Origin of the sequence: Sphingomonas jaspsi DSM 18422, assembly GCF_000585415.1 — a bacterium.
GTDB classification, from domain to species: domain Bacteria; phylum Pseudomonadota; class Alphaproteobacteria; order Sphingomonadales; family Sphingomonadaceae; genus Sphingomicrobium; species Sphingomicrobium jaspsi.
The window spans coordinates 1,055,210-1,073,971 of the sequence record NZ_KK073876.1 but is presented as its reverse complement, the minus strand read 5'-3'; the positions used below and the strand labels follow the sequence as shown (position 1 = coordinate 1,073,971).

General features: G+C 66.1%; 22 protein-coding genes and 1 tRNA gene. 14 read left to right on the top strand and 9 right to left on the bottom strand.

All coding sequences use genetic code 11. The annotated features are described in order from the left end of the window. Window positions 1–23: 23 nt before the first annotated feature. Genes lepB through era form a run of 3 tightly spaced genes read left to right on the top strand, consistent with a single transcriptional unit; the run spans window position 24 to window position 2,412 of the window. Complete coding sequence (gene lepB / locus G570_RS05460; RefSeq protein WP_084607739.1) at window positions 24–863, top strand: signal peptidase I; 840 nt, start codon at window positions 24–26, stop codon at window positions 861–863. Continuing rightward, complete coding sequence (gene rnc / locus G570_RS05455; RefSeq protein ID WP_037499934.1) at window positions 860–1,522, top strand: ribonuclease III; 663 nt, start codon at window positions 860–862, stop codon at window positions 1,520–1,522. The genes lepB and rnc overlap by 4 nt, the downstream gene beginning before the upstream one ends. Continuing rightward, a complete protein-coding gene (gene era, locus G570_RS05450; protein ID WP_037499933.1) occupies window positions 1,519–2,412 on the top strand; it encodes a GTPase Era in 894 nt (297 codons plus the stop codon). Before rnc ends, era begins: the two co-directional genes overlap by 4 nt. Window positions 2,413–2,557: 145 nt before the next feature. Here the strand turns inward: era and G570_RS05445 are convergent, their stop codons facing one another. After that, complete coding sequence (locus G570_RS05445) at window positions 2,558–3,280, bottom strand: NAD-dependent deacylase (RefSeq protein ID WP_037499931.1); 723 nt, start codon at window positions 3,278–3,280, stop codon at window positions 2,558–2,560. A gap of 149 nt (window positions 3,281–3,429) precedes the next feature. On the opposite strand from G570_RS05445, the gene G570_RS05440 reads away from it, so the two are divergent. From G570_RS05440 to nth, 5 genes are all read left to right on the top strand, one after another. Continuing rightward, window positions 3,430–3,687 carry a hypothetical protein gene (locus G570_RS05440; protein WP_037499929.1) on the top strand — a complete coding sequence of 86 codons (258 nt, stop codon included), beginning with the start codon at window positions 3,430–3,432 and terminating at the stop codon, window positions 3,685–3,687. A gap of 76 nt (window positions 3,688–3,763) precedes the next feature. After that, window positions 3,764–4,159 carry an acyl-CoA thioesterase gene (locus G570_RS05435; protein ID WP_037499927.1) on the top strand — a complete coding sequence of 132 codons (396 nt, stop codon included), beginning with the start codon at window positions 3,764–3,766 and terminating at the stop codon, window positions 4,157–4,159. A gap of 160 nt (window positions 4,160–4,319) precedes the next feature. Beyond that, window positions 4,320–4,760, top strand: coding sequence for a hypothetical protein (locus G570_RS05430; protein WP_037503876.1), 441 nt, complete (start codon window positions 4,320–4,322; stop codon window positions 4,758–4,760). 81 nt (window positions 4,761–4,841) lie between these two features. Beyond that, window positions 4,842–5,555, top strand: a complete 714-nt coding sequence (dapB, locus tag G570_RS05425) for a 4-hydroxy-tetrahydrodipicolinate reductase (RefSeq protein WP_037499925.1) — start codon at window positions 4,842–4,844, stop codon at window positions 5,553–5,555. Then, on the top strand, window positions 5,552–6,217 hold the full coding sequence (nth, locus tag G570_RS05420; RefSeq protein ID WP_037499922.1) for an endonuclease III: 666 nt from the start codon (window positions 5,552–5,554) through the stop codon (window positions 6,215–6,217). The genes dapB and nth overlap by 4 nt, the downstream gene beginning before the upstream one ends. Here nth and alr read toward each other — a convergent pair. Genes alr through G570_RS05405 form a run of 3 tightly spaced genes read right to left on the bottom strand, consistent with a single transcriptional unit; the run spans window position 6,186 to window position 7,961 of the window. Beyond that, window positions 6,186–7,217 (bottom strand): alanine racemase, encoded by a 1,032-nt coding sequence (gene alr, locus G570_RS05415; RefSeq protein WP_037499920.1) that lies wholly within the window; start codon window positions 7,215–7,217, stop codon window positions 6,186–6,188. The two genes, nth and alr, sit on opposite strands and share 32 nt — an antisense overlap. A 9-nt stretch (window positions 7,218–7,226) precedes the next feature. Next, window positions 7,227–7,613, bottom strand: coding sequence for a GFA family protein (locus G570_RS05410; protein WP_051504061.1), 387 nt, complete (start codon window positions 7,611–7,613; stop codon window positions 7,227–7,229). Window positions 7,614–7,661: 48 nt separating this feature from the next. Further along, the gene (locus tag G570_RS05405; protein WP_051504060.1) at window positions 7,662–7,961 is read right to left on the bottom strand and encodes a UrcA family protein; all 300 of its coding nucleotides are present in this window, start codon (window positions 7,959–7,961) and stop codon (window positions 7,662–7,664) included. A gap of 150 nt (window positions 7,962–8,111) precedes the next feature. Here G570_RS05405 and G570_RS05400 point away from each other — a divergent pair, with 150 nt between their 5' ends. After that, window positions 8,112–9,011, top strand: coding sequence for a LysR family transcriptional regulator (locus G570_RS05400; protein ID WP_051504059.1), 900 nt, complete (start codon window positions 8,112–8,114; stop codon window positions 9,009–9,011). On the opposite strand, the gene glmS is transcribed toward G570_RS05400, so the two are convergent. The 5 genes from glmS to phaR all read right to left on the bottom strand — a co-directional run bounded on the left by glmS (window position 9,012) and on the right by phaR (window position 14,085). After that, window positions 9,012–10,835 (bottom strand): glutamine--fructose-6-phosphate transaminase (isomerizing), encoded by a 1,824-nt coding sequence (gene glmS / locus G570_RS05395; RefSeq protein WP_037499918.1) that lies wholly within the window; start codon window positions 10,833–10,835, stop codon window positions 9,012–9,014. A gap of 1 nt (window position 10,836) precedes the next feature. Beyond that, window positions 10,837–12,192, bottom strand: coding sequence for a bifunctional UDP-N-acetylglucosamine diphosphorylase/glucosamine-1-phosphate N-acetyltransferase GlmU (gene glmU / locus G570_RS05390; protein WP_037499915.1), 1,356 nt, complete (start codon window positions 12,190–12,192; stop codon window positions 10,837–10,839). An 89-nt stretch (window positions 12,193–12,281) separates the two neighbouring features. Further along, complete coding sequence (locus G570_RS05385; protein WP_037503868.1) at window positions 12,282–12,839, bottom strand: hypothetical protein; 558 nt, start codon at window positions 12,837–12,839, stop codon at window positions 12,282–12,284. A 308-nt stretch (window positions 12,840–13,147) separates the two neighbouring features. Further along, window positions 13,148–13,564 (bottom strand): hypothetical protein, encoded by a 417-nt coding sequence (locus G570_RS13140; protein ID WP_051504058.1) that lies wholly within the window; start codon window positions 13,562–13,564, stop codon window positions 13,148–13,150. Continuing rightward, on the bottom strand, window positions 13,561–14,085 hold the full coding sequence (gene phaR / locus G570_RS05375; protein ID WP_037499913.1) for a polyhydroxyalkanoate synthesis repressor PhaR: 525 nt from the start codon (window positions 14,083–14,085) through the stop codon (window positions 13,561–13,563). The genes G570_RS13140 and phaR overlap by 4 nt, the downstream gene beginning before the upstream one ends. A gap of 129 nt (window positions 14,086–14,214) precedes the next feature. Here phaR and G570_RS05370 point away from each other — a divergent pair, with 129 nt between their 5' ends. The 5 genes from G570_RS05370 to acs all read left to right on the top strand — a co-directional run bounded on the left by G570_RS05370 (window position 14,215) and on the right by acs (window position 18,762). Beyond that, entirely contained in the window at window positions 14,215–15,387 is a 1,173-nt protein-coding gene (locus G570_RS05370) for an acetyl-CoA C-acetyltransferase (protein WP_037499910.1), read from the top strand. Between the two features lie 40 nt (window positions 15,388–15,427). Beyond that, on the top strand, window positions 15,428–15,949 hold the full coding sequence (locus G570_RS05365; RefSeq protein WP_037499907.1) for a sigma-70 family RNA polymerase sigma factor: 522 nt from the start codon (window positions 15,428–15,430) through the stop codon (window positions 15,947–15,949). Beyond that, entirely contained in the window at window positions 15,946–16,587 is a 642-nt protein-coding gene (locus tag G570_RS05360; RefSeq protein ID WP_037499904.1) for an NrsF family protein, read from the top strand. The genes G570_RS05365 and G570_RS05360 overlap by 4 nt, the downstream gene beginning before the upstream one ends. A gap of 46 nt (window positions 16,588–16,633) precedes the next feature. Next, window positions 16,634–16,710 (top strand) — tRNA-Arg (locus G570_RS05355). 87 nt (window positions 16,711–16,797) lie between these two features. Next, window positions 16,798–18,762, top strand: coding sequence for an acetate--CoA ligase (gene acs, locus G570_RS05350; protein WP_156930331.1), 1,965 nt, complete (start codon window positions 16,798–16,800; stop codon window positions 18,760–18,762).

Sequence of the window (18,762 nt, the reverse complement as noted above, 5' to 3'; positions counted from 1 at the left end):
CGAACGCGTTGAAGCGCCGGACCATGACCACGCCCCAAGTTACTGAAGTTTCAGCGTCCGCGCCCGAAACCGCCGTCGAAAAGAAACCGAGCACACTGCGCTCGCTGCTGCTGTTCGCGGTCGCGGCGTGGTTCCTGCGCAGCTTCATCGTCGCGTCCTTCTCGATCCCGTCGGGGTCGATGCAGCCGACGATGCAGATCGGCGACTATCTGTTCGTGTCGAAATGGCCCTATGGCTATTCCAAGGCGTCGATGACCTTCGGCATCCCGCCCTTCCCCGGCCGCATTTTCGCCAGCGTGCCGCGGACCGGCGACATCGTGGTGTTCGTCGGGCCGCAGGGCAACGACGTGGTCAAGCGGGTCATCGGCCAGCCGGGCGACAGCATCGCGGTCGTGGGCGGCGTGCTCAGCATCAACGGCAAGCCGGTCGAGCGCAGCCAAGTCGAAGACGTCGCGGCGACCGTCGAACCCAACACCCCCTGCCGCCGCATCACCATGAACGGCCCGGTCATCGACGGCAGCGTTGGCGAAGGCCAGACCTGCCGATACCGGGCCTATAGAGAAACGCTGCCCAACGGCGTGTCCTACGTCAGCTACGACCAGATCGACGGCGGCGACGGCGACAATTTCGGGCCGGTGACGGTCCCCGAAGGACACGTCTTCCTGATGGGCGACAATCGCGACGACAGCCTAGATAGCCGCTTCGCCGCGCCGTACGGCATGGGCTTCGTTCCGATCGAAAATGTCGTCGGACGCGCCGAATTCGTTTTCTGGTCGACCGACGGGTCGGCCAACTGGCTCAATCCGATAAGCTGGTTCACCGCGCTTCGCCCCGATCGCATCGGCACGAGTTTCCGCGGGTGACGCAACTTCCCTCCTTCGTCGGCGAGGCGCTGGGCCGCCAGCCGACCGACGCCAAATTGTTCGTCCGCGCCATGACCCATGGCAGCCACGGCGGCGACACCTATGAACGGCTCGAATTCCTCGGCGATCGCGTGCTCGGCCTGATCGTCGCACGCTGGCTGTACGAGCGTTTCCCGAGCGAGCCCGAAGGCAAGATGAGCCGCCGGTACAATGCGCTGGTGGCACGCGAGACCTGCGCCGAGGTCGGCCGCGCGCTGGGCATCCCGCCGCACATTCGCCTTGGCCGCCAGGCGCGCGAGGACCATGCGAACCTTAGCGACAATGTCGTCGGCGACGTGGTCGAGGCGCTGCTGGGCGCAATTTACCTCGACGCCGGCATCGACCCGGCCGAAGCCTTCATCCGCACGCATTGGGCGCCCTTCCTCGACGAACAAAAGAAGGCGCCCCAGCACCCCAAATCGGCGCTGCAGGAACATGCCGCCGCGAAGAACCTCGGCACCCCGGCCTATAAGATGGTGAGCCGCTTCGGCCCGCATCATGCGCCGCGGTTCAAGGTAAAGGTCGCGTTGGGCCGCCATGGCGAAGCCGAGGCCGAGGGGTCTTCGAAACAGGAAGCCGAAACTGCCGCCGCCGCGGCGCTGCTGGAGAAATTGAAGTGAGCACTCGTTGCGGCGTCGTCGCCGTGCTGGGCGCGCCCAATGCGGGCAAGTCCACCCTCGTCAACGCGCTGGTCGGCCAGAAGGTCGCCATCGTCAGCCCAAAGGCGCAAACCACCCGCGCCCGCCTGATGGGCATCGCGCTGGAAGGTGAAGCGCAGATGCTGCTGGTCGACACGCCGGGCATCTTCAACCCCTCGCGCCGGCTTGACCGGGCGATGGTCAAGGCGGCTTGGGAAGGCGCCGACGACGCCGACCGCGTGGTACTGGTGATCGACGCCGCGGCCAAGATCAGCAACAAGGTCGAGCAAGTGATCGAAGGCGTCGAGGCGCGGAGCGAGCCCAAGATCCTGGTGCTCAACAAGGTCGACATCGCCAAGAAGGACGATCTGCTCGTCCTCGCCGCCAAGCTGGCGGAACGGCTGAGCCCCGAACAGATTTTCATGATCTCGGCGTCGTCAGGCGACGGTGTTGCGGACCTCAAGGCGCATCTCGCCGCCGCCATGCCCGACGGTCCGTGGCACTACCCCGAAGACCAGCTGACCGACGCCACCGACCGCATGGTCGCGGCCGAACTGACGCGCGAGCAGCTCTACCTGCAGCTCCACAAGGAACTGCCGTATGCCGCCGCGGTGGTCACCGAAAAATGGGAGGACCAGCCCAACGGATCGGCCGTGATCAACCAGCAGATCGTGGTCGAACGCGACAGCCAGAAAGCGATCGTCGTCGGCAAGGGCGGCTCACGTCTCAAGGCCATCGGCAGCGCCGCGCGCGAAGCGATCAGCGAACATCTCGGCCGCAAGGTCCACCTCTACCTCCACGTCAAGGTCAACCCGCGCTGGGCCGAGGATAAGGGGCTCTACGAGGATATCGGATTGGATTGGAGCGAGTGACCCCGAGCGTAGCGAAGCCGGCGCATCGCGCCGCCTGAGCAGCGCGGAGAGAGGTCACCCGCCGGCCGACCGGTCGCGCCAGCGAGCCGGATCGACGAGCAGCCGCATGCCGACATGCCCCCAGCATGTCGGAACGGCTGCTGATTTACTCCGCGTCGGCGCCCGCCAACATCTCATCGACCCACTTCGGCACCTCTAAACCCGCCGGCCCGTAGCGCCGCTCGCCGAAGAAGATGCTGCCCTGGCTGGGTTCGAGGTTGATTTCCAGCGTCTGCGCGCCGCGATACTTGGCGGTCTGGACGAAGCCCGCCGCGGGGTAGACTGCGCCTGACGTGCCGATCGACACGAACAGGTCGGCGTTCATCAGCGCCTCGTCGATGCGGTCCATGTCGTAGGGCATCTCGCCGAACCAGACGATATCGGGGCGGACCATGCCATGGGCGGCGCAGACCTTGCACTCGGCCTCCTCGCCCATCGGCCCGACCCAGGCGAAGCGGCCGTCGCAGGCGAGGCACCAGCCGCTGTTGAGCTCGCCATGCATGTGGAGCAGCCGCTTCGCCCCCGCCCGCTCGTGCAGGTCGTCGACATTCTGGGTGACGATCAGCAATTCGCCCGGCCATTCCGCGTCCAGCCGGGCCAGCGCGAGATGCGCTGCATTGGGCTCGACCTCGTGCAACCGCGCGCGCCGCGCGTCATAGAAACGGTGCACCAGCGCCGGATCGCGCGCATAGGCTTCTGGCGTCGCCACATCCTCGACCCGGTGATCCTCCCACAGTCCGTCGGATGCCCGGAAGGTGGCAAGGCCGCTTTCGGCACTGATCCCCGCGCCGGTCAGGATGACGATATTTCGCATGGGCATATCAGCCATGATTTGGGGCGGTTTGCCAAGTCCGACCGATCAAGCCGACCGTGTTGCTTTACTAAATCACTGAGACAGCTAGAAAAGGCTAATTTGGCACGGTCCTTGAAACGTCGCTCCTGTCCGCCGGCACGAAGCCGGCCAGTTAGAAAGGGAGAATGACCATGTTGCTCGCGTTCGTGGCCGCCGCCACCGTCGCCACCCCCACCACCAACCTGCCGGCGCGCGTCATCGACTTCGACGGCCAGAAGGTCAGCTATGCCAGCGCCACCGCGCCCGACGGCACGCGCCGCCTTTATGGCGAGCGGCTGAGCGACGGCGAACGCTTCGAGTTCGTCGTGTCGCCCGACGGCAAGGTTACCGGCTACGTCGGCGACACCAAGGTCGAATTTCGCAAGCGCCGGACTCGCGGCTGATCGCCTCGGCGGGCCGGTCTTTCGGATCGGCCCGTCATCCCATTGACACTTTTGTCAGTTATGCCATCTTGTGATCATGGCGGGTGAAGCGTTCCACTATCCGGTCGGCATCAGGCCCGACGACATCGACCACATGGGTCATGTCAACAACAGCGTGTACCTGAAATGGGTTCAGGACGCGGTGGTCAAGTTCTGGGAAACCGTCGCCCCGCCGGAAGCCGTCGCCCGTCACCTGTGGATCGCGCTGGCGCATGAAATCAAATATCGCCGCCCGACCTTCCTCGACGATGTCGTCGTCGCCGACGTGGTGGCCGAACGCGTGGCCGGCGCCAAGGCGATGTTCACCACCGTCATCAAGCGCGGCGAGACCGTGCTCGCCGAAGTGAAGTCGACCTGGTGCTGCCTCGACGCCGTCAGCAAGCGGCCGGCACGGCTGGCGATGGATGTCGCCAAGCGCTTCCTTCCGGAATAGGCGGAAAACCGCCAACGATTCGACTTTCCGTTTAATTTGGGTTAATGCCCCAAATGGAACGACGCCAGGCCACCGGGCCTGTTGCGTTCGGGGGTTATTATGACGCCGTTCCCCGATGGGGCCGCACCAACTCGGTGGTGCGGACAGAGGGAGCATGACCATGAAGAAGACGATCCTCGCCGCCCTTGGCGGCGTTGCGCTGGCGTTTGCGGCGCCTGGTTTCGGCCAGGCCATTCCGCTTGATCCCGGCGATTATTGGGATGTGACCGAAGTTACCGTCGATGACGGGCATGGTGCCGAATATGCCGACTTCCTTGCTTCGCAGTGGAAGCCCAACCAGGAATTTGCCAAGTCGAAGGGCTGGATCAAGGGCTATCACGTCTTCGAAAACAGCTACAAGCGCGCCAACGAACCCGACCTTTATCTGGTCGTCGTCTATGACCGCGTCCCGACGGCCGCCGAGTCCAAGGCGCGCGAAAAGGAATTCGACGCCTACATGCAAAAGGACAGCCGCCGCCGCGACGCCGAAAGCGGCGTAAGGGCCAAGTATCGCCACATCGGCGGCACCTCGATGCTTCGGGAACTGATCTTCACCCGATAATGGTGGGTGACGGCCCGTTGCCGGACGGGCCGTACCGCCAACCTAGTTGCGACTTCGGCCCCACTGGGCCATCACCGCACCATGCGCAGCACCGACGACCCCATCCGCATCAGCCTTTACGCACCCGAGGGCCGCATGGGCCGCGCGATCCGCGATGCGATCGACGCCGACGCGGGATTCGAATGGGACCAGGATCGCGGCGACGTCCTGATCGACTTTTCCGCGCCCGACGGCCTTCGCGGCAGCCTCGACCGGGCGATCAGCGGCGGCATCCCGCTGCTGGTCGGGACCACCAGCCTCGACGAGGGCCACGACAGCCTGATCGCCGATGCAGCACGGACGGTGCCGATGCTCAAGGCAGCCAACACGTCGCTGGGCGTCGCGCTGCTGACCGACCTAGTCGAACGGGCTGCGCGCGTCTTGGGCCCCGATGCGTGGGACATCGAGATCGTCGAAGCGCACCACAAGAAGAAAGCCGACGCGCCGTCGGGCACGGCACTGCACCTCGGCCTGGCGGTCGAGCGCGGGCGCGGCTTCGATGCGGAGGAAGAGCTCGGCCGCTGCGGCACCGGCCTCACGCGCGAGGCCGGCAGCATCGGCTACGCCGCGATCCGCGGCGGCACGGTGGCGGGCGACCATGACGTGATGTTCCTCGGCCCCGACGAGCGGCTGATCCTCTCCCACCGCGCCGAAAACCGCAGTATCTTCGCCAAGGGCGCGCTGGCCGCCGCGCGCTTCCTCGTCGGCAAGCCGGCCGGGCTGTATTCGATGCGGGACGTCATCGACGCGGCATGAAGAAGGAAGATATTTTCGAATTCTTCCGACGGCTGGCGGAGGCCAATCCGTCGCCAGAGACCGAACTTGAATTCGGCAACCCATACCAGCTCGTGGTCGCGGTCGCCCTTTCGGCGCAATCGACCGACGTGGGCGTCAACAAGGCGACGCGGGCGCTGTTCGCGACGGTAAAGACGCCGCGGCAGATGCTCGCTCTGGGTGAAGACGGCCTGAAAGAGCACATCAAGACGATTGGCCTGTTCAACACCAAGGCCAAGAACGTCATCGCTGCCGCGCAGATACTGGTCGACGAGTTTGGCGGCGAAGTGCCGCAAGACCGCGACGCGCTCGAACGGCTTCCGGGGGTCGGGCGCAAGACCGCCAACGTCGTGCTCAACTGCGCATTCGGGCAGGAAACCTTCGCGGTCGACACCCACGTCTTCCGCGTCGGCAACCGCACCGGGCTGGCCAAGGGCAAGACGCCGCTGGCGGTCGAGCTGAAGCTGGAGAAAGTGGTGCCGCAGCCCTTCCGCCTGGGCGCGCATCACTGGCTGATCCTGCACGGCCGATACATCTGCAAGGCGCGGACGCCCGAGTGCTGGCGCTGCCCGGTCGCGGACCTTTGCGCCTACAAGCCGAAAACGCCTGAGCCTAAGACCAAAGCCGCTCGAAGCGATCGCTGAGGCCGGTCAGCAACTCATATTGCGACAGGCCCGACGCGTCCGCCGCTTCGGGCAGGCTGTATTCGAGAGCCGCCCAATCGCCTTCCGCCAAGTCCGGCGCGGCCGAACAATCGATCGCGACAAGGTCCATGCTGACCCGCCCGATCAGCGGCAGGCGCTGGCCGTCGACGATCGCCGCCCCCTTGCCCGCGAAGCAGCGCAGGTAGCCGTCGGCATAGCCCACATTGAGGATCGCCGCTTCGGTGTCGGCGTCTGCGACCCAGGTCGCGCCATAGCCGATGCTCTCGCCCGCCCTGACGGTGCGGCGCTGGATCACCTCGGCCTCGGGCGTCGCGACTTGCCTTATATGTCCCCACGCTTCCTCGCGCGGCAGCCCACCATAGAGCGCGAGGCCGGGGCGTACCAAGTCGAAGCCGTAGTCGGGGCCAAGGCAGATACCCGCGCTGTTGGCGAGGCTGTAGCGCTTGGCCGCCACCGCAGCCTTCACGCCGCGAAACCGGTCGAGCTGGATCCGGTTGAGCGCGCTGTCTTCGTCCGCCGACGCAAGGTGGCTCATCAGCGTATCGATCGCCAGGCTGTCCAGCACCTCCAGCTCGTCGGTGCGAATGCCGAGGCGGTTCATGCCGGTGTCGACCATCACGTCGCAGGCTTTCCCCGGCGCGATTTCCTTCCAGCGCGCGACTTGCTGCGGCGTGTTGAGCACGGGCCGCGCGATGCCGGACAGCGCCGCATCGGCATCGTCGGGGCCGACGCCGTGGAGGACGGCGAGCGACACGCCCTCGGGCAGCTTGCCCAGCGCTTCGGCCTCGGCCCAGGTCGACACGAAAAAGTTGCGGCAACCCACGCCGGACAGGCGTGTCGTCACCTCGACCGCGCCAAGGCCGTAGCCGTCCGCCTTGACCGCCGCGCCCGCGCGCGAGCCGCTGACGCGGTCGAGCCAGCGCCAGTTGGACTGGAGAGCGTCGGTATCGAGGCGGAGGCGGAGCGCGCGATGAGTCACGCCCCTGCCCTAGTCGGCCCCGTTCGCGCCGTCGAGATTGGCCTTCGCCCGCTCCCAGTTTTTTCCGTCGAACTGTTCGATCGAAAGGTCGACCGGCTCATCCAGCGCATTGGCGTTGACGCTCCACGCGTCGGGATGGCTGCGCGGCTGGTAGAAGCTCTTGATGCCGCAGATCTTGCAGAAGAGATGGTCGGCCGCCCCCGTGCCGAAGCGATAGTGGGTCAGCGCCGATTCACCGCTTTCCAGCGTGAAATCCTCATGCGGGACGATGATGTGGAGGAAGCCGGTCGCCGCGCAGATCGAGCAGTTGCAGTCGAGCGCGGGCACCGGCGGGTCGGGCAATTTCGCGGTGAACCGCACCGCCTTGCAATGACATCCGCCCCGAACCACCAGCATCGCCGCCTCCTTGAATGGCGGCGATGCTAGCGGGTCGAGATGATCGCGTCACTGCTGACCGCTCGCGATGGGCGTCCCCGCGCGGCGGGCGAGGCGCAGTTGTTCCTGCGCGGCGACCTTCGCATGGGCGTCGGCACGGCAGGCGCGGACCGCGTTGCGACCGGCAAGGTCGACTTCGGCGGCCTCACCGCAGGCGTCGATAATCCGCTGGCCGAGCGCGGCCTTGCCGTTGGTGCTGCTGAGGTCGAGGTCGGCGACCTTGACGGTGCGCGCTTCGGTGACCGGCTCCGCCGCTGCCAAGGCAGGAACAGCGGCAAGCGCCAGGCTGATGAGGATGGTCTTCAACATGTCGTTTCCCCTTTTTCGGGTCCGGCCCGATCGCCGGAAACGACTGTCCATCTATGCGCGTAATTCGGTTTCGAACAGCAACGAGTTTGTGGTAAGGTTCTGCAAGATTGCAGAATGAGCCTTCCACCGCCGCAGCTATAGGTTCGGCCGATGCTTGACTGGAACGACCTGCGCTACTTCCTCGCCGTTGCCGATGGCGGCAGCACGCTGGCGGCCGGCAAGGCGCTCCGCGTCAGCCAAACCACCGTTGCCCGCCGCATCGCTGCGCTGGAAGAGGCGCTGGGCCTTGCGCTCTTCGATCGGCGGCAGAGCGGCTATGAAATCACCCCCGCCGGCGCGATGTTGATCGACCAAGCGCGAACCGTTGCGGAAACGGCCCGGGCTTTCGAACAGTCCGCCGCGGCCGAGGCGCGGGACGCTGGCGGGGCGGTGCGGGTCACGACCGAGGACGTCTATGCCGACGGCCTGTTGTCCGCCCTCTTCGCCGAGCTTCACGAGTTGCACCCGGACATCGTCATCCAGATCGACGCCAATCGCGCGCTTCGCGATCTTGGCGCGGGTGAGGCCGACATCGCACTGCGCGCGACATCGTCCGAAGCACCGGCTGGCGTGGTCGGGCGGCGCATCTGCCGCGACGACTGGACGCTCTATTGCAGCAAGACCTACGCCGATCGCCATGGGGTGCCGCGCAACAAGGACGAGTTGCGCCGCCATGCCATCGTCGGCGGCGGCGGCGGCAGCCTGTGGCGCCATTACCAGGCGTTCCTGCAGCGCTATGACCTCGAAGACAGTGTGGCGATCCACCAGGCGACGTCGACCGGCCTATTGACCAGCATCCGCTCCGGATTCGGCATCGGCGTCCTGCCCTCCATCGTCGCCGAGGGTGACCCGTCGCTGATGCGCATTTTGCCGCCGATGAAGGATAATCGCCGCGACCTGTGGCTGCTGACCCACGACCGGGTGAAGCGCAGCGCGAAGGTGAGGACGGTGATCGATTTCCTGTACGAGCGGTTGCGAACCAAGGCCTCGGCGCTCAACCTCGACGGCTGATCACTCCACCGTCACGCTCTTCGCCAGGTTACGCGGCTGGTCGACGTCGGTGCCTTTCAGCACGGCGACATGGTAGGCGAGCAGCTGGATCGGCACGGCATAGACCAAAGGCGCAATCAGCGGGTGGACGCTCGGCATTTCGATCGTTGCCATGCACCCCTCGCCTGCCTGCGCGAGCCCTTCGGCGTCGCTGATGAGGACGATCTTGCCGCCGCGCGCGCGGACTTCCTGCATGTTGCTTACGGTCTTTTCGAACAGCGGGCCACTGGGGGCGAGGACGATGACCGGCACCAGGTCGTCGATCAGCGCGATCGGCCCATGCTTCATCTCGCCCGCGGCATAGCCTTCGGCGTGAATGTAGCTGATTTCCTTGAGCTTCAGCGCGCCTTCGAGCGCCATCGGATAGTCGGGTCCGCGGCCGAGGTAGAGCACGTCGCGCGCCGGCGCGACGAGGTGCGCCATAGCCGCAATATCCGCATCATGCGCCAGCGCTGCCGACATGGCTTCGGGCGCTTCCTGCAGATGGTCGACGATGTCCTTTTCGTCCTCGTCGGTCAGCCGCCCCTTGGCGCGGGCAAGGTTGGCGGCGAAGGCGGCCAGCACCGCCAGCTGACAAGTGAAGGCCTTGGTCGAAGCGACGCCGATTTCCGGCCCGGCATGGGTCGGCAGCAGCAGGTCGGCCTCGCGCGCCATCGAACTGGTGGGCACGTTGCACACGACCGCGATGGTCTGCCCCTGCTCGCGCGCATGGCGCAGCGCGGCAAGCGTGTCGGCAGTCTCGCCGCTCTGCGAAATGAACAGCGCCAGCCCGCCCGCTTCGAGCACCGGGTCGCGGTAGCGAAACTCGCTCGCGACATCGATGTCGACGGGCACGCGCGCGAACTGTTCGAACCAATATTTGGCGACCAGCCCGGCGTAATAGCTGGTGCCGCAGGCGACGATGGTGACGCGCTTCACGGTGGCGAGGTCGAACCCGAAATCGGGCAGCGCCACCTTGCCTTCGAACGGGCGCAAATAGCTGTGCAGCGTGTCGCCGACGACCACCGGCTGCTCATAGATTTCCTTGAGCATGAAATGGGCATGGTTGCCCTTGTCGATGGTCACCGCCTGCGCGCCGCTTTCGACGATCGTGCGGGTGACGGGCCGGTTGGTGCGGTCGAAAATCTCGACACTGTCGCGGCGGATGACGGCCCAGTCGCCTTCTTCGAGATAGGCGATCTGCTGCGTCAGCGGCGCCAGCGCCAGCGCGTCGGAGCCGAGGTAGTTCTCGCCCTCGCCAAAGCCGACCGTCAGCGGTGCGCCCATGCGCGCGCCGATGATCGTGTCGGGGTGATCCTTGAACAGGAAGGCGATGGCGAAGGCACCGTGCAGGCGCGGCAGGACGGCGGCGACGGCTTCGGTCGGCGACGCGCCCTTTTCGACTTCGCGCGCAACCAAGTGTGCCACCACTTCGCTGTCGGTTTCGCTGAGGAAGGTGCGGCCATCGGCGATCAGCTCGTCGCGCAGCGGCTTGAAATTTTCGATGATGCCGTTGTGGACCAGCGCCACATTGCCGGCGATGTGCGGATGGGCATTGCTGGTGGTCGGCGCACCATGCGTCGCCCAGCGGGTGTGGGCGATGCCGATGGTGCCGGGCAGCGGATGCTCGTCGAGTTCGCGGCGCAGGTTCTCGAGCTTGCCTTCGGCGCGGCGTCGGTGGAATTCGCCGCCGTCGACGGTACAGATCCCCGAGCTGTCATAGCCGCGATATTCGAGCCGCTTGAGACCGTGATAAAGGTCCCGCGTCGCCCGTTCGCGTCCGACGATCCCGACAATTCCGCACATTCTATTTGTCTTCCTTCTTCTTCATTTGCGTCACGCGGAAGCGGTGGGCCCAGCCCTTCATGCCGCGTTGTTCGCCGCGCGCGACGGCGAGTTCGTCGGCTTCGATGTCCTTGGTGATGACGCTGCCCGCGCCGACGATCGCGCCATCGCCGATGCGGACCGGCGCGACCAGTGCACTGTTGGAGCCGATGAAGGCCCCCGCGCCGACCGTCGTTTTATATTTGAAGAAGCCATCGTAATTGCAGGTGATGGTGCCCGCGCCGATGTTGGCCTTGGCGCCCACGTCGGCGTCGCCCAGGTAGGTCAAGTGGTTGGCCTTGGCGCCTTCGCCGAGCACCGCCTTCTTCATCTCGACGAAATTGCCGATCTTGGAGCCGCGCTCCATCACCGCGCCGGGGCGGAGGCGGGCGAAGGGACCGACTTCGCAGCCGGTGGCGATCTTGGCGCCTTCGATGTGGCTGAACGCGCGGATCACCGCACCGTCGGCGATCTCGACGCCGGGGCCGAACACGACATGGGGTTCGATGGTGCAATCGCGCCCGAGCTTTGTGTCGGCGGAAAACCAGACGCTTTCCGGGTCGATCAGCGTCGCGCCGCCGTCGAGCGCTTCCTCGCGCCGCCGCCGCTGCCATTCCAGTTCGAGGTGGGCGAGTTCGGCGCGGCTGTTGACGCCGGTGGTTTCATATTCGTCGCCGACGATCGCGACCGGGTTGCGGCCATCGGCCTTGGCGATCATCACTACGTCGGGCAAGTAATATTCGCCCGCCGCATTGGCATTGCCGACGCGGGTCAGCCAGCCGAACAGGTCGGACGCCTTCGCCGCCAGCATGCCCGAATTGGTCAGCTTGCAGGCGCGCTCTTCCTCGTTAGCATCCTTATATTCGACCATCTTGGCGATGCGGTCGCCGCTTTCCAGGATGACGCGGCCATAGGCCTTGCCGTCGGCCGGTTCGCTGGCCAGCACGACCACGCCGGGATCGTCCGCGGCGTTGAGGCGCTCGATCATCGCCGCAATCGTGTCGGGCTGGACGAACGGCACGTCGCCGAACAGCACCACCACCGCCCCTTCGAACCCGGCCAGCGCGTCGGCCGCCATGGCGACGGCGTGGCCGGTGCCCTTCTGCTCTGCCTGCACCGCGGTCGCGACGTCATGGCCTTCCAGCGCCTTTTCGATCTGCTCGCGGCCCTTGCCGACGACCACCACGCGCCGTTCGACACCGAGCGATTCCACCGTATCGAGCAGATGCATCAGCATCGGCTTGCCCGCGATCGGGTGAAGCACCTTGTGCGTGTCGGAGCGCATGCGCGTGCCCTGCCCCGCGGCAAGGATCACGACCGAGAAATTCCCCTGGTTCATCTCACCGCCATCGCACGGTCACGCGACCATTTCCATACAGGAAGGGCCCCGGAATCGCTCCGGAGCCCTCGCCTTTGTCACGCTTCGCCTTAGCTGGCGGGCGTCGTCTTCGGCTTGGCCGGCGCGCGCTTGCGGGCGGCACTCGACGACCGGCGCTTCGCCGGTGCCTTTTTCGCAGCCGTGGTGCCGGTTGCAGCCTTGGCGGCAGGCGCCTTGCGAGCCGTAGCGGCCTTCGCCGGTGCCGCACGCTTGGCGGCCGGCTTTTTCGCGGCAGCGGTTTTCGCGGCCGGCTTGCTCGCGGTTGACGACTTGGCGGCTTGCGGCTTGGCCGCGGCGGGTACGACGTCGTCAACCCACTTGCCCGACAGGACGCGCTGGGCTGCGTCGGCCACGGCTTCGGCAATCAGCGCACCGAGCTTGGAGGCGCTGGTCATCATGTTGGTCGCGGCCTGGCTGGCGCTGTCCGCCGCGTCCATGCCCGCGTCCTTGATCGCCTTGCGCGCCTTGGGGCTCGCAGCGATCGCAGCCGCAGCGGCGGTAAGACCTGCCGCCAGCATTTCGCGGCTCATCGCCGCCTTGGCGATTTTTTCCGCGGTCGATTTCTTGGAAGTACCGGCACCGCCGGTCTTGGTCGTCCTTCGCGCCATCACAGGCCTCCCTCGTTCGAACTATGGTGTCAAAGACGGTTCAGGGTCGGAACGGTTCCGGAATATGGCAGCGCGCGCACAAATGCAAAGGGAGCCGCGGTACCACACCACGGCTCCCTTATTACATGGTCAGCGATCAGGCGCTCGAGCCTGGAAGGACCTGGATGGCTGGTTAGGCCATCACCTTCCAAGCGAACAGTTCCGACCTCTTAGCTGAACCATGAGACATCGGATCACCTCCTTTCGCTGCTTGATTGCACACACAAGATGTTGTGGATCGAGCTACGAAACAAGACTTGTATTTGTGTTTAAATTCGACAATCCTCTACCGCCCGCGCCGCTTCCGGCCAGCTTGGGATGGCCAGAACAGGTCCCGCACCCCCCGCCACCAGAAACCGTCCGCGACTGAAGGCGATCGCGTCGAGCAGCTTGTCACTTGCGTAAATCGTGCCGCCGGCGGGAACGCTGCGGGTCATGGCGCTGGTCGCGATGGTGAGCGGCTGGCCGGAACTGCCGACCCGCTCGATCTGCACCGTCCGGCTCCCCCGATTGCAGCGGAGGACCAGCACATTGCCATAGCGCGATTCGCTGCCCGTGGTCGTCGTGGCATAGCGCCAGTCGCCGACGGCGATCGGCAGCGATTTGCCCGCGTCGAACGACAGCGGCGCGACCTGCGCCGTCGCCGGAACCGCGGCTAACGCTATCAGGACCGACAGCAGCTTCACTTGCCGAGCTTGTCGACCTTGGCCTGCAGCGCGGCGAGCTCGGCCTTCACCTTGGCCAGTTCGTCGGCGGAGCTTTCCCCATCCGTTTTCTTCTTTGCCGCACCGGTGAAGCTTTGCGCCGCTTCCTCGAACATCGCCATGTTGCGCTTGGCAAGGTCGGCGAACATGTTGGGACCGAAGGCACCGGCCATCGCCTGGCTGTTCTTCTGGAATTCGGCCATCGCCGCTTCCAGATATTGCGGGACGGCCGACTGCATGTTGCCGCCGTAAAGGCCGATCAGCTGGCGCAGGAAATTGACCGGCAACATGGTCGACCCGCGCGCTTCTTCGTCGACGATGATCTGGGTCAGCACGGTGTGGGTGATGTCTTCGCCGGTCTTGGCATCGACAACTTCGAAATCGCGCCCTTCGCGGATCATCTGCGCCAGTCGGTCGAGCGTGATGTAGCTGCTGCTTTCGGTATCGTAGAGTCGGCGGTTGGCGTATTTCTTGATCGTTACCTTGTCCGTCGCCTTGGCCATGCTGCACTCCCGAAAAATATGCGGCAGCCTAGACCCGTCCCTCTTGCACCGCAACATCATGGCTGTTCCGCACCTGCGAAGGCGGTGCTAGGACAGGGCCAACCGATCAACCCTTGGAGTCCTTTCGCCATGACCGACGTCGTCATCACCGCCGCGCGCCGCACGCCCGTTGGCAGCTTCCTCGGCAGCTTCGCCGGCACCCCGGCGCACGAGCTGGGCCGCGTCGCGATCGAAGCCGCGCTGACCAGCGCCGGAGTCGACGCGGCGGACGTCAGCGAGGTGATCCTCGGCCAGGTGCTAACCGCCGGTCATGGCCAGAACCCGGCGCGGCAGGCGTCGATGGCGGCGGGCGTGCCGAAGGAAGTGCCCGCTTGGGGCGTCAACCAGGTGTGCGGATCCGGCCTGCGCGCCGTTGCGCTTGCGGCCCAGGCGATTGCGCTTGGCGACAGCGCGATCGTTGTGGCGGGCGGCCAGGAAAATATGTCGATGGCGATGCATGCCCAGGCGCTGCGCCAGGGCGCGAAGATGGGCGACGTCAGCCTGATCGACACGATGATCAAGGACGGCCTGACCGACGTCTTCAACGGCTATCACATGGGCATCACCGCCGAAAACCTGGCCGAGCAATATCAGATCGGCCGTGAGGAACAGGACGCCTTTGCCGTGCGTAGCCAGAACCTTGCCGAGGCCGCCCGCGCCGCCGGCAAGTTCGTCGACGAAATTGCCCCGGTCACGATCAAGGGCCGCAAGGGCGACACCATCGTCGACGCCGACGAATATATCCGCGCCGGTGCGACCATCGACGGCGTCGCTGGCCTGCGCCCGGCCTTCAAGAAGGACGGCAGCGTCACCGCCGCCAATGCCAGCGGCCTCAACGACGGCGCGGCTGCGCTGGTGCTGATGTCCGCTGACGAAGCCGCCCGTCGCGGCGCGCCGGTCCTCGCCCGTGTCGCCAGCTGGGCTTCAGCGGGCGTCGACCCGTCGATCATGGGCATCGGCCCGGTCCCTGCGACCCGCCGCGCGCTCGAAAAAGCAGGCTGGAGCGTCGCCGACCTCGACCTCATCGAAGCCAATGAAGCCTTCGCCGCCCAGGCGCTGAGCGTCGGCAAGGAGCTGGGCTGGGACGCGGACAAGGTCAACGTCAACGGCGGCGCCATCGCCATCGGCCACCCGATCGGCGCCAGCGGCGCGCGCGTGCTGACGACCCTTCTCCACGAAATGGGCCGCCGCGACGCCAGGAAGGGTCTCGCCACCCTGTGCATCGGCGGCGGCATGGGCATCGCGCTCTGCGTCGAACGATAAGGCTGTAACCGCGGACCAGGCTTCCGCGTATAAGCGGATCATGATCTTGCGGGACGACGATGCGCGCCACCTGATGGGGTTGGCGCAAGGGGGCGACAAGGCCGCCTATCGCGCCCTGCTGGGCAGCTGCAGCCAGTGGCTGGGGCGCTATTATGCGCGGCGGATTGCCCCGCACCAGGTCGACGATCTGGTGCAGGACACGCTGCTGTCGCTGCATTCGAAGCGCGCCAGCTACGATCCGGCGCGGCCCTTCTATCCGTGGCTAGCGGCGATTGCCCGCTACCGCTGGATCGACGCGCTAAGAAAGCTGACCGCGACCGACGAGCTGGGCGAAGCCGATGCGGCGGTCGATCATGAAGAAGATGCGGTGTTGTCGCGGCTCAGCCTCGACAGCCTGCTCGGGCACCTGCCGGCCGGGCAGGCGCACGCCATCACGCTGACCCGCATCGAAGGGCGCAGCGTGGCCGAGGCGGCGCGCATCACCGGCCAGTCGGAAAGCCTCGTCAAAGTGAATGTCCATCGCGGCCTTAAGAGGCTGGCCGCGCTGGTGGAGAGCGAATGATGCGTGAGTTCGACGACCTGATCGACCAGCTGGCGGCCGATGCCGTCGCCGTGAAGCCGATGCGCACGGGCACCGGCCGAGCGATGCTGGCTGCGGTCGCGGCTGCGACCATCGTGTCGGTCGAATGGGCCAAGGGCCTGCGCACCGATGTCGCCGCCATGTCGCCGCAGCCGATGCTGGCGGTATCGCTCGGCCTGTTTGCCATCCTCGCCATCGCCGCCGGGACCAGCGCGGTCCGGATGGCCCGCCCGCAGGTCGGGGCGATGCAGAGCGGGGCGCCCTGGGCACTCGCTACGATGTTGTTGCTGCCGCTTGCCGCGATCATCGCGCTTGCCGCCAATCCGGCGCTGATTTCCGGGCTGGAACCGCATCAGGGCGTTCGTTGCCTGACCACCGGTTTGGTCGCCGGTAGCGGGACGCTGGTGATGCTCGGCCTGTGGCTGCGTAATGGCGCCCCGGTCGCGGTCGAACGATCGGCATGGTTCGCGGGTCTCGCCGCCGGCGCCGTCGGCGCGATCGCCAATTCGCTGGAATGCCCGGTCGACGCCATTACCCATCTGGGCATCTGGCATGTCAGCGAGGTTATCGTGGGCGGGCTGATCGGCCGCCTGATCCTGCCGCCGCTGGTGCGCTGGTAATCCGCCGCTTGCGGGCTGCGCCTGCTGCGGCTAAGCGGGCCTCCACGCACCCGTAGCTCAGCTGGATAGAGCGCTGCCCTCCGAAGGCAGAGGCCACAGGTTCGAATCCTGTCGGGTGCGCCACTTCCTCCTTTTTCGTCACGACCAACTCTGCGCTTTGCACGCGGCGCGCAAGCGCTAGTCTATGTCCTCGAAAAGCATGAGGAGAGGGTGATGGCCGCGGTTTATCCGGTTCCGCAGCGCTGGTCTGAAGAGGCGCTGATCAATGCCGACCGCTACGCCGACATGTATGCGCGCTCGATCGGCGATCCCGACTCCTTCTGGCGCGACGAAGCGCGGCGGATCGACTGGATCCGCCCCTTCACGACGGTCAAGCAGACGAGTTTCGACGAGGCTGATTTCGGCATCCGCTGGTTCGGCGACGGAACGCTCAACCTCAGCGCCAATTGCCTCGACCGTCACCTTGCCGAGTGGGGCGACGCCACCGCCATCATCTGGGAACCTGACGATCCAGCGGACGAAGTCCGGCGGATCAGTTATCGCGAATTGCACCGCGACGTCTGCCGCTTCGCCAATGCCTTGAAGGCCGCGGGTGCGAAGAAGGGCGACCGTATCACCCTTTACCTGCCGATGGTGCCGGAAGCGGCGGTGGCCATGCTCGCCTGCGCCCGCATCGGCGCGATCCATTCGGTGGTATTCGGCGGCTTTTCGCCCGAAGCCCTCGCTGGGCGGATCGTCGACTGCGATTCCACCATCGTGGTCACCGCCGACGAGGGGCTGCGCGGCGGCAAGGCGGTTCCATTGAAGGCCAATGTCGACGCCGCGCTTCACCACTGCACGTCGGTTTCGCGGGTGATCATGCTCGAACGGACGGGCAGCGACGTGCCGATGACGGCGGGTCGCGACGTGCGCTGGTCGGACGCGATCGCCGCCGTTTCCGACGATTGCCCGGCCGAGGAAATGAACGCGGAGGACCCGCTGTTCATCCTCTACACCTCGGGATCGACCGGCAAGCCCAAGGGGGTGCTGCATACCACCGGCGGCTATGCCGTCTGGGCCAGCATGACCCACGAATATGTGTTCGATTACCGGCGAAAGGCGGACGGCAGCGCCCCGGTCTACTGGTGCACCGCCGACGTCGGTTGGGTTACGGGGCACAGCTATATCGTCTACGGGCCGCTCGCGAATGGCGCGACGACCTTGATGTTCGAAGGCGTGCCCAACTACCCCGACGCCTCGCGCTTCTGGCAGGTGATCGACAAGCACCAGGTCGAGATTTTCTACACTGCGCCGACGGCCCTGCGCGCGCTGATGCGAGAAGGCGACGATTATGTGACGCGCAGCAGTCGCACGTCGCTCAAGCTGCTGGGCACCGTGGGCGAGCCGATCAATCCCGAAGCGTGGGAATGGTATCACCGCGTCGTCGGGGAAGAGCGCTGCCCGATCGTCGACACCTGGTGGCAGACCGAAACCGGCGGGGTGATGATCTCCCCCCTGCCCGGCGCGATCGCCACCAAGCCGGGCAGCGCGACGCTGCCGATGTTCGGCGTCAGGCCGATGCTGCTCACCGGTGAGGGGGAGGTGCTGGACGGCGCGGCCGACGGCTGCCTGGTCATCGCCGACAGCTGGCCGGGCCAGATGCGCACGGTCTACGGCGACCACGAACGCTTCTTCCAGACCTATTTCTCGACCTTCCCCGGCTATTATTTCACGGGCGACGGATGCCGCCGGGACGAGGACGGCTATTACTGGATCACGGGGCGCATCGACGACGTCATCAACGTCAGCGGTCACCGCATGGGCACCGCCGAGATCGAAAGCGCGCTGGTGGCGCACAAGGATGTGGCCGAGGCCGCGGTCGTCGGCATGCCGCACGACATCAAGGGCCAGGGCATCTACGCCTATGTCACGCTGAACGCCGGCCTCGACGGCGACGACGCGCTGCGGCGCGAACTGGTGCAATGGGTGCGCAAGGAAATCGGCCCGATCGCGTCACCAGACGTCATCCAGTTCGCCCCGGGCCTGCCCAAGACGCGCAGCGGCAAGATCATGCGGCGCATCCTGCGCAAGATCGCGGAGAACGACACCGCCAGTCTCGGCGACACGTCGACGCTGGCCGATCCTTCCGTGGTCGATCACCTGCTCGCCAATCGCCCCACGAACGGCGCGGCCTGA

What these genes read in the sequence shown, in the direction of transcription:
- nth (WP_037499922.1), top strand. Translation starts at nt 5,552, where the DNA reads ATGAAGAAGGAAGATATTTTCGAATTCTTCCGACGGCTGGCGGAGGCC.
- G570_RS05405 (WP_051504060.1), bottom strand. Translation starts at nt 7,961, where the DNA reads ATGTTGAAGACCATCCTCATCAGCCTGGCGCTTGCCGCTGTTCCTGCC.
- dapB (WP_037499925.1), top strand. Translation starts at nt 4,842, where the DNA reads ATGCGCAGCACCGACGACCCCATCCGCATCAGCCTTTACGCACCCGAG.
- G570_RS05365 (WP_037499907.1), top strand. Translation starts at nt 15,428, where the DNA reads ATGATCTTGCGGGACGACGATGCGCGCCACCTGATGGGGTTGGCGCAA.
- G570_RS05385 (WP_037503868.1), bottom strand. Translation starts at nt 12,839, where the DNA reads ATGGCGCGAAGGACGACCAAGACCGGCGGTGCCGGTACTTCCAAGAAA.
- glmU (WP_037499915.1), bottom strand. Translation starts at nt 12,192, where the DNA reads ATGAACCAGGGGAATTTCTCGGTCGTGATCCTTGCCGCGGGGCAGGGC.
- G570_RS05445 (WP_037499931.1), bottom strand. Translation starts at nt 3,280, where the DNA reads ATGGCTGATATGCCCATGCGAAATATCGTCATCCTGACCGGCGCGGGG.
- G570_RS05410 (WP_051504061.1), bottom strand. Translation starts at nt 7,613, where the DNA reads ATGCTGGTGGTTCGGGGCGGATGTCATTGCAAGGCGGTGCGGTTCACC.
- phaR (WP_037499913.1), bottom strand. Translation starts at nt 14,085, where the DNA reads ATGGCCAAGGCGACGGACAAGGTAACGATCAAGAAATACGCCAACCGC.
- G570_RS05430 (WP_037503876.1), top strand. Translation starts at nt 4,320, where the DNA reads ATGAAGAAGACGATCCTCGCCGCCCTTGGCGGCGTTGCGCTGGCGTTT.
- lepB (WP_084607739.1), top strand. Translation starts at nt 24, where the DNA reads ATGACCACGCCCCAAGTTACTGAAGTTTCAGCGTCCGCGCCCGAAACC.
- G570_RS05370 (WP_037499910.1), top strand. Translation starts at nt 14,215, where the DNA reads ATGACCGACGTCGTCATCACCGCCGCGCGCCGCACGCCCGTTGGCAGC.
- G570_RS05400 (WP_051504059.1), top strand. Translation starts at nt 8,112, where the DNA reads ATGCTTGACTGGAACGACCTGCGCTACTTCCTCGCCGTTGCCGATGGC.
- glmS (WP_037499918.1), bottom strand. Translation starts at nt 10,835, where the DNA reads ATGTGCGGAATTGTCGGGATCGTCGGACGCGAACGGGCGACGCGGGAC.
- G570_RS05360 (WP_037499904.1), top strand. Translation starts at nt 15,946, where the DNA reads ATGATGCGTGAGTTCGACGACCTGATCGACCAGCTGGCGGCCGATGCC.
- G570_RS05440 (WP_037499929.1), top strand. Translation starts at nt 3,430, where the DNA reads ATGACCATGTTGCTCGCGTTCGTGGCCGCCGCCACCGTCGCCACCCCC.
- G570_RS05435 (WP_037499927.1), top strand. Translation starts at nt 3,764, where the DNA reads ATGGCGGGTGAAGCGTTCCACTATCCGGTCGGCATCAGGCCCGACGAC.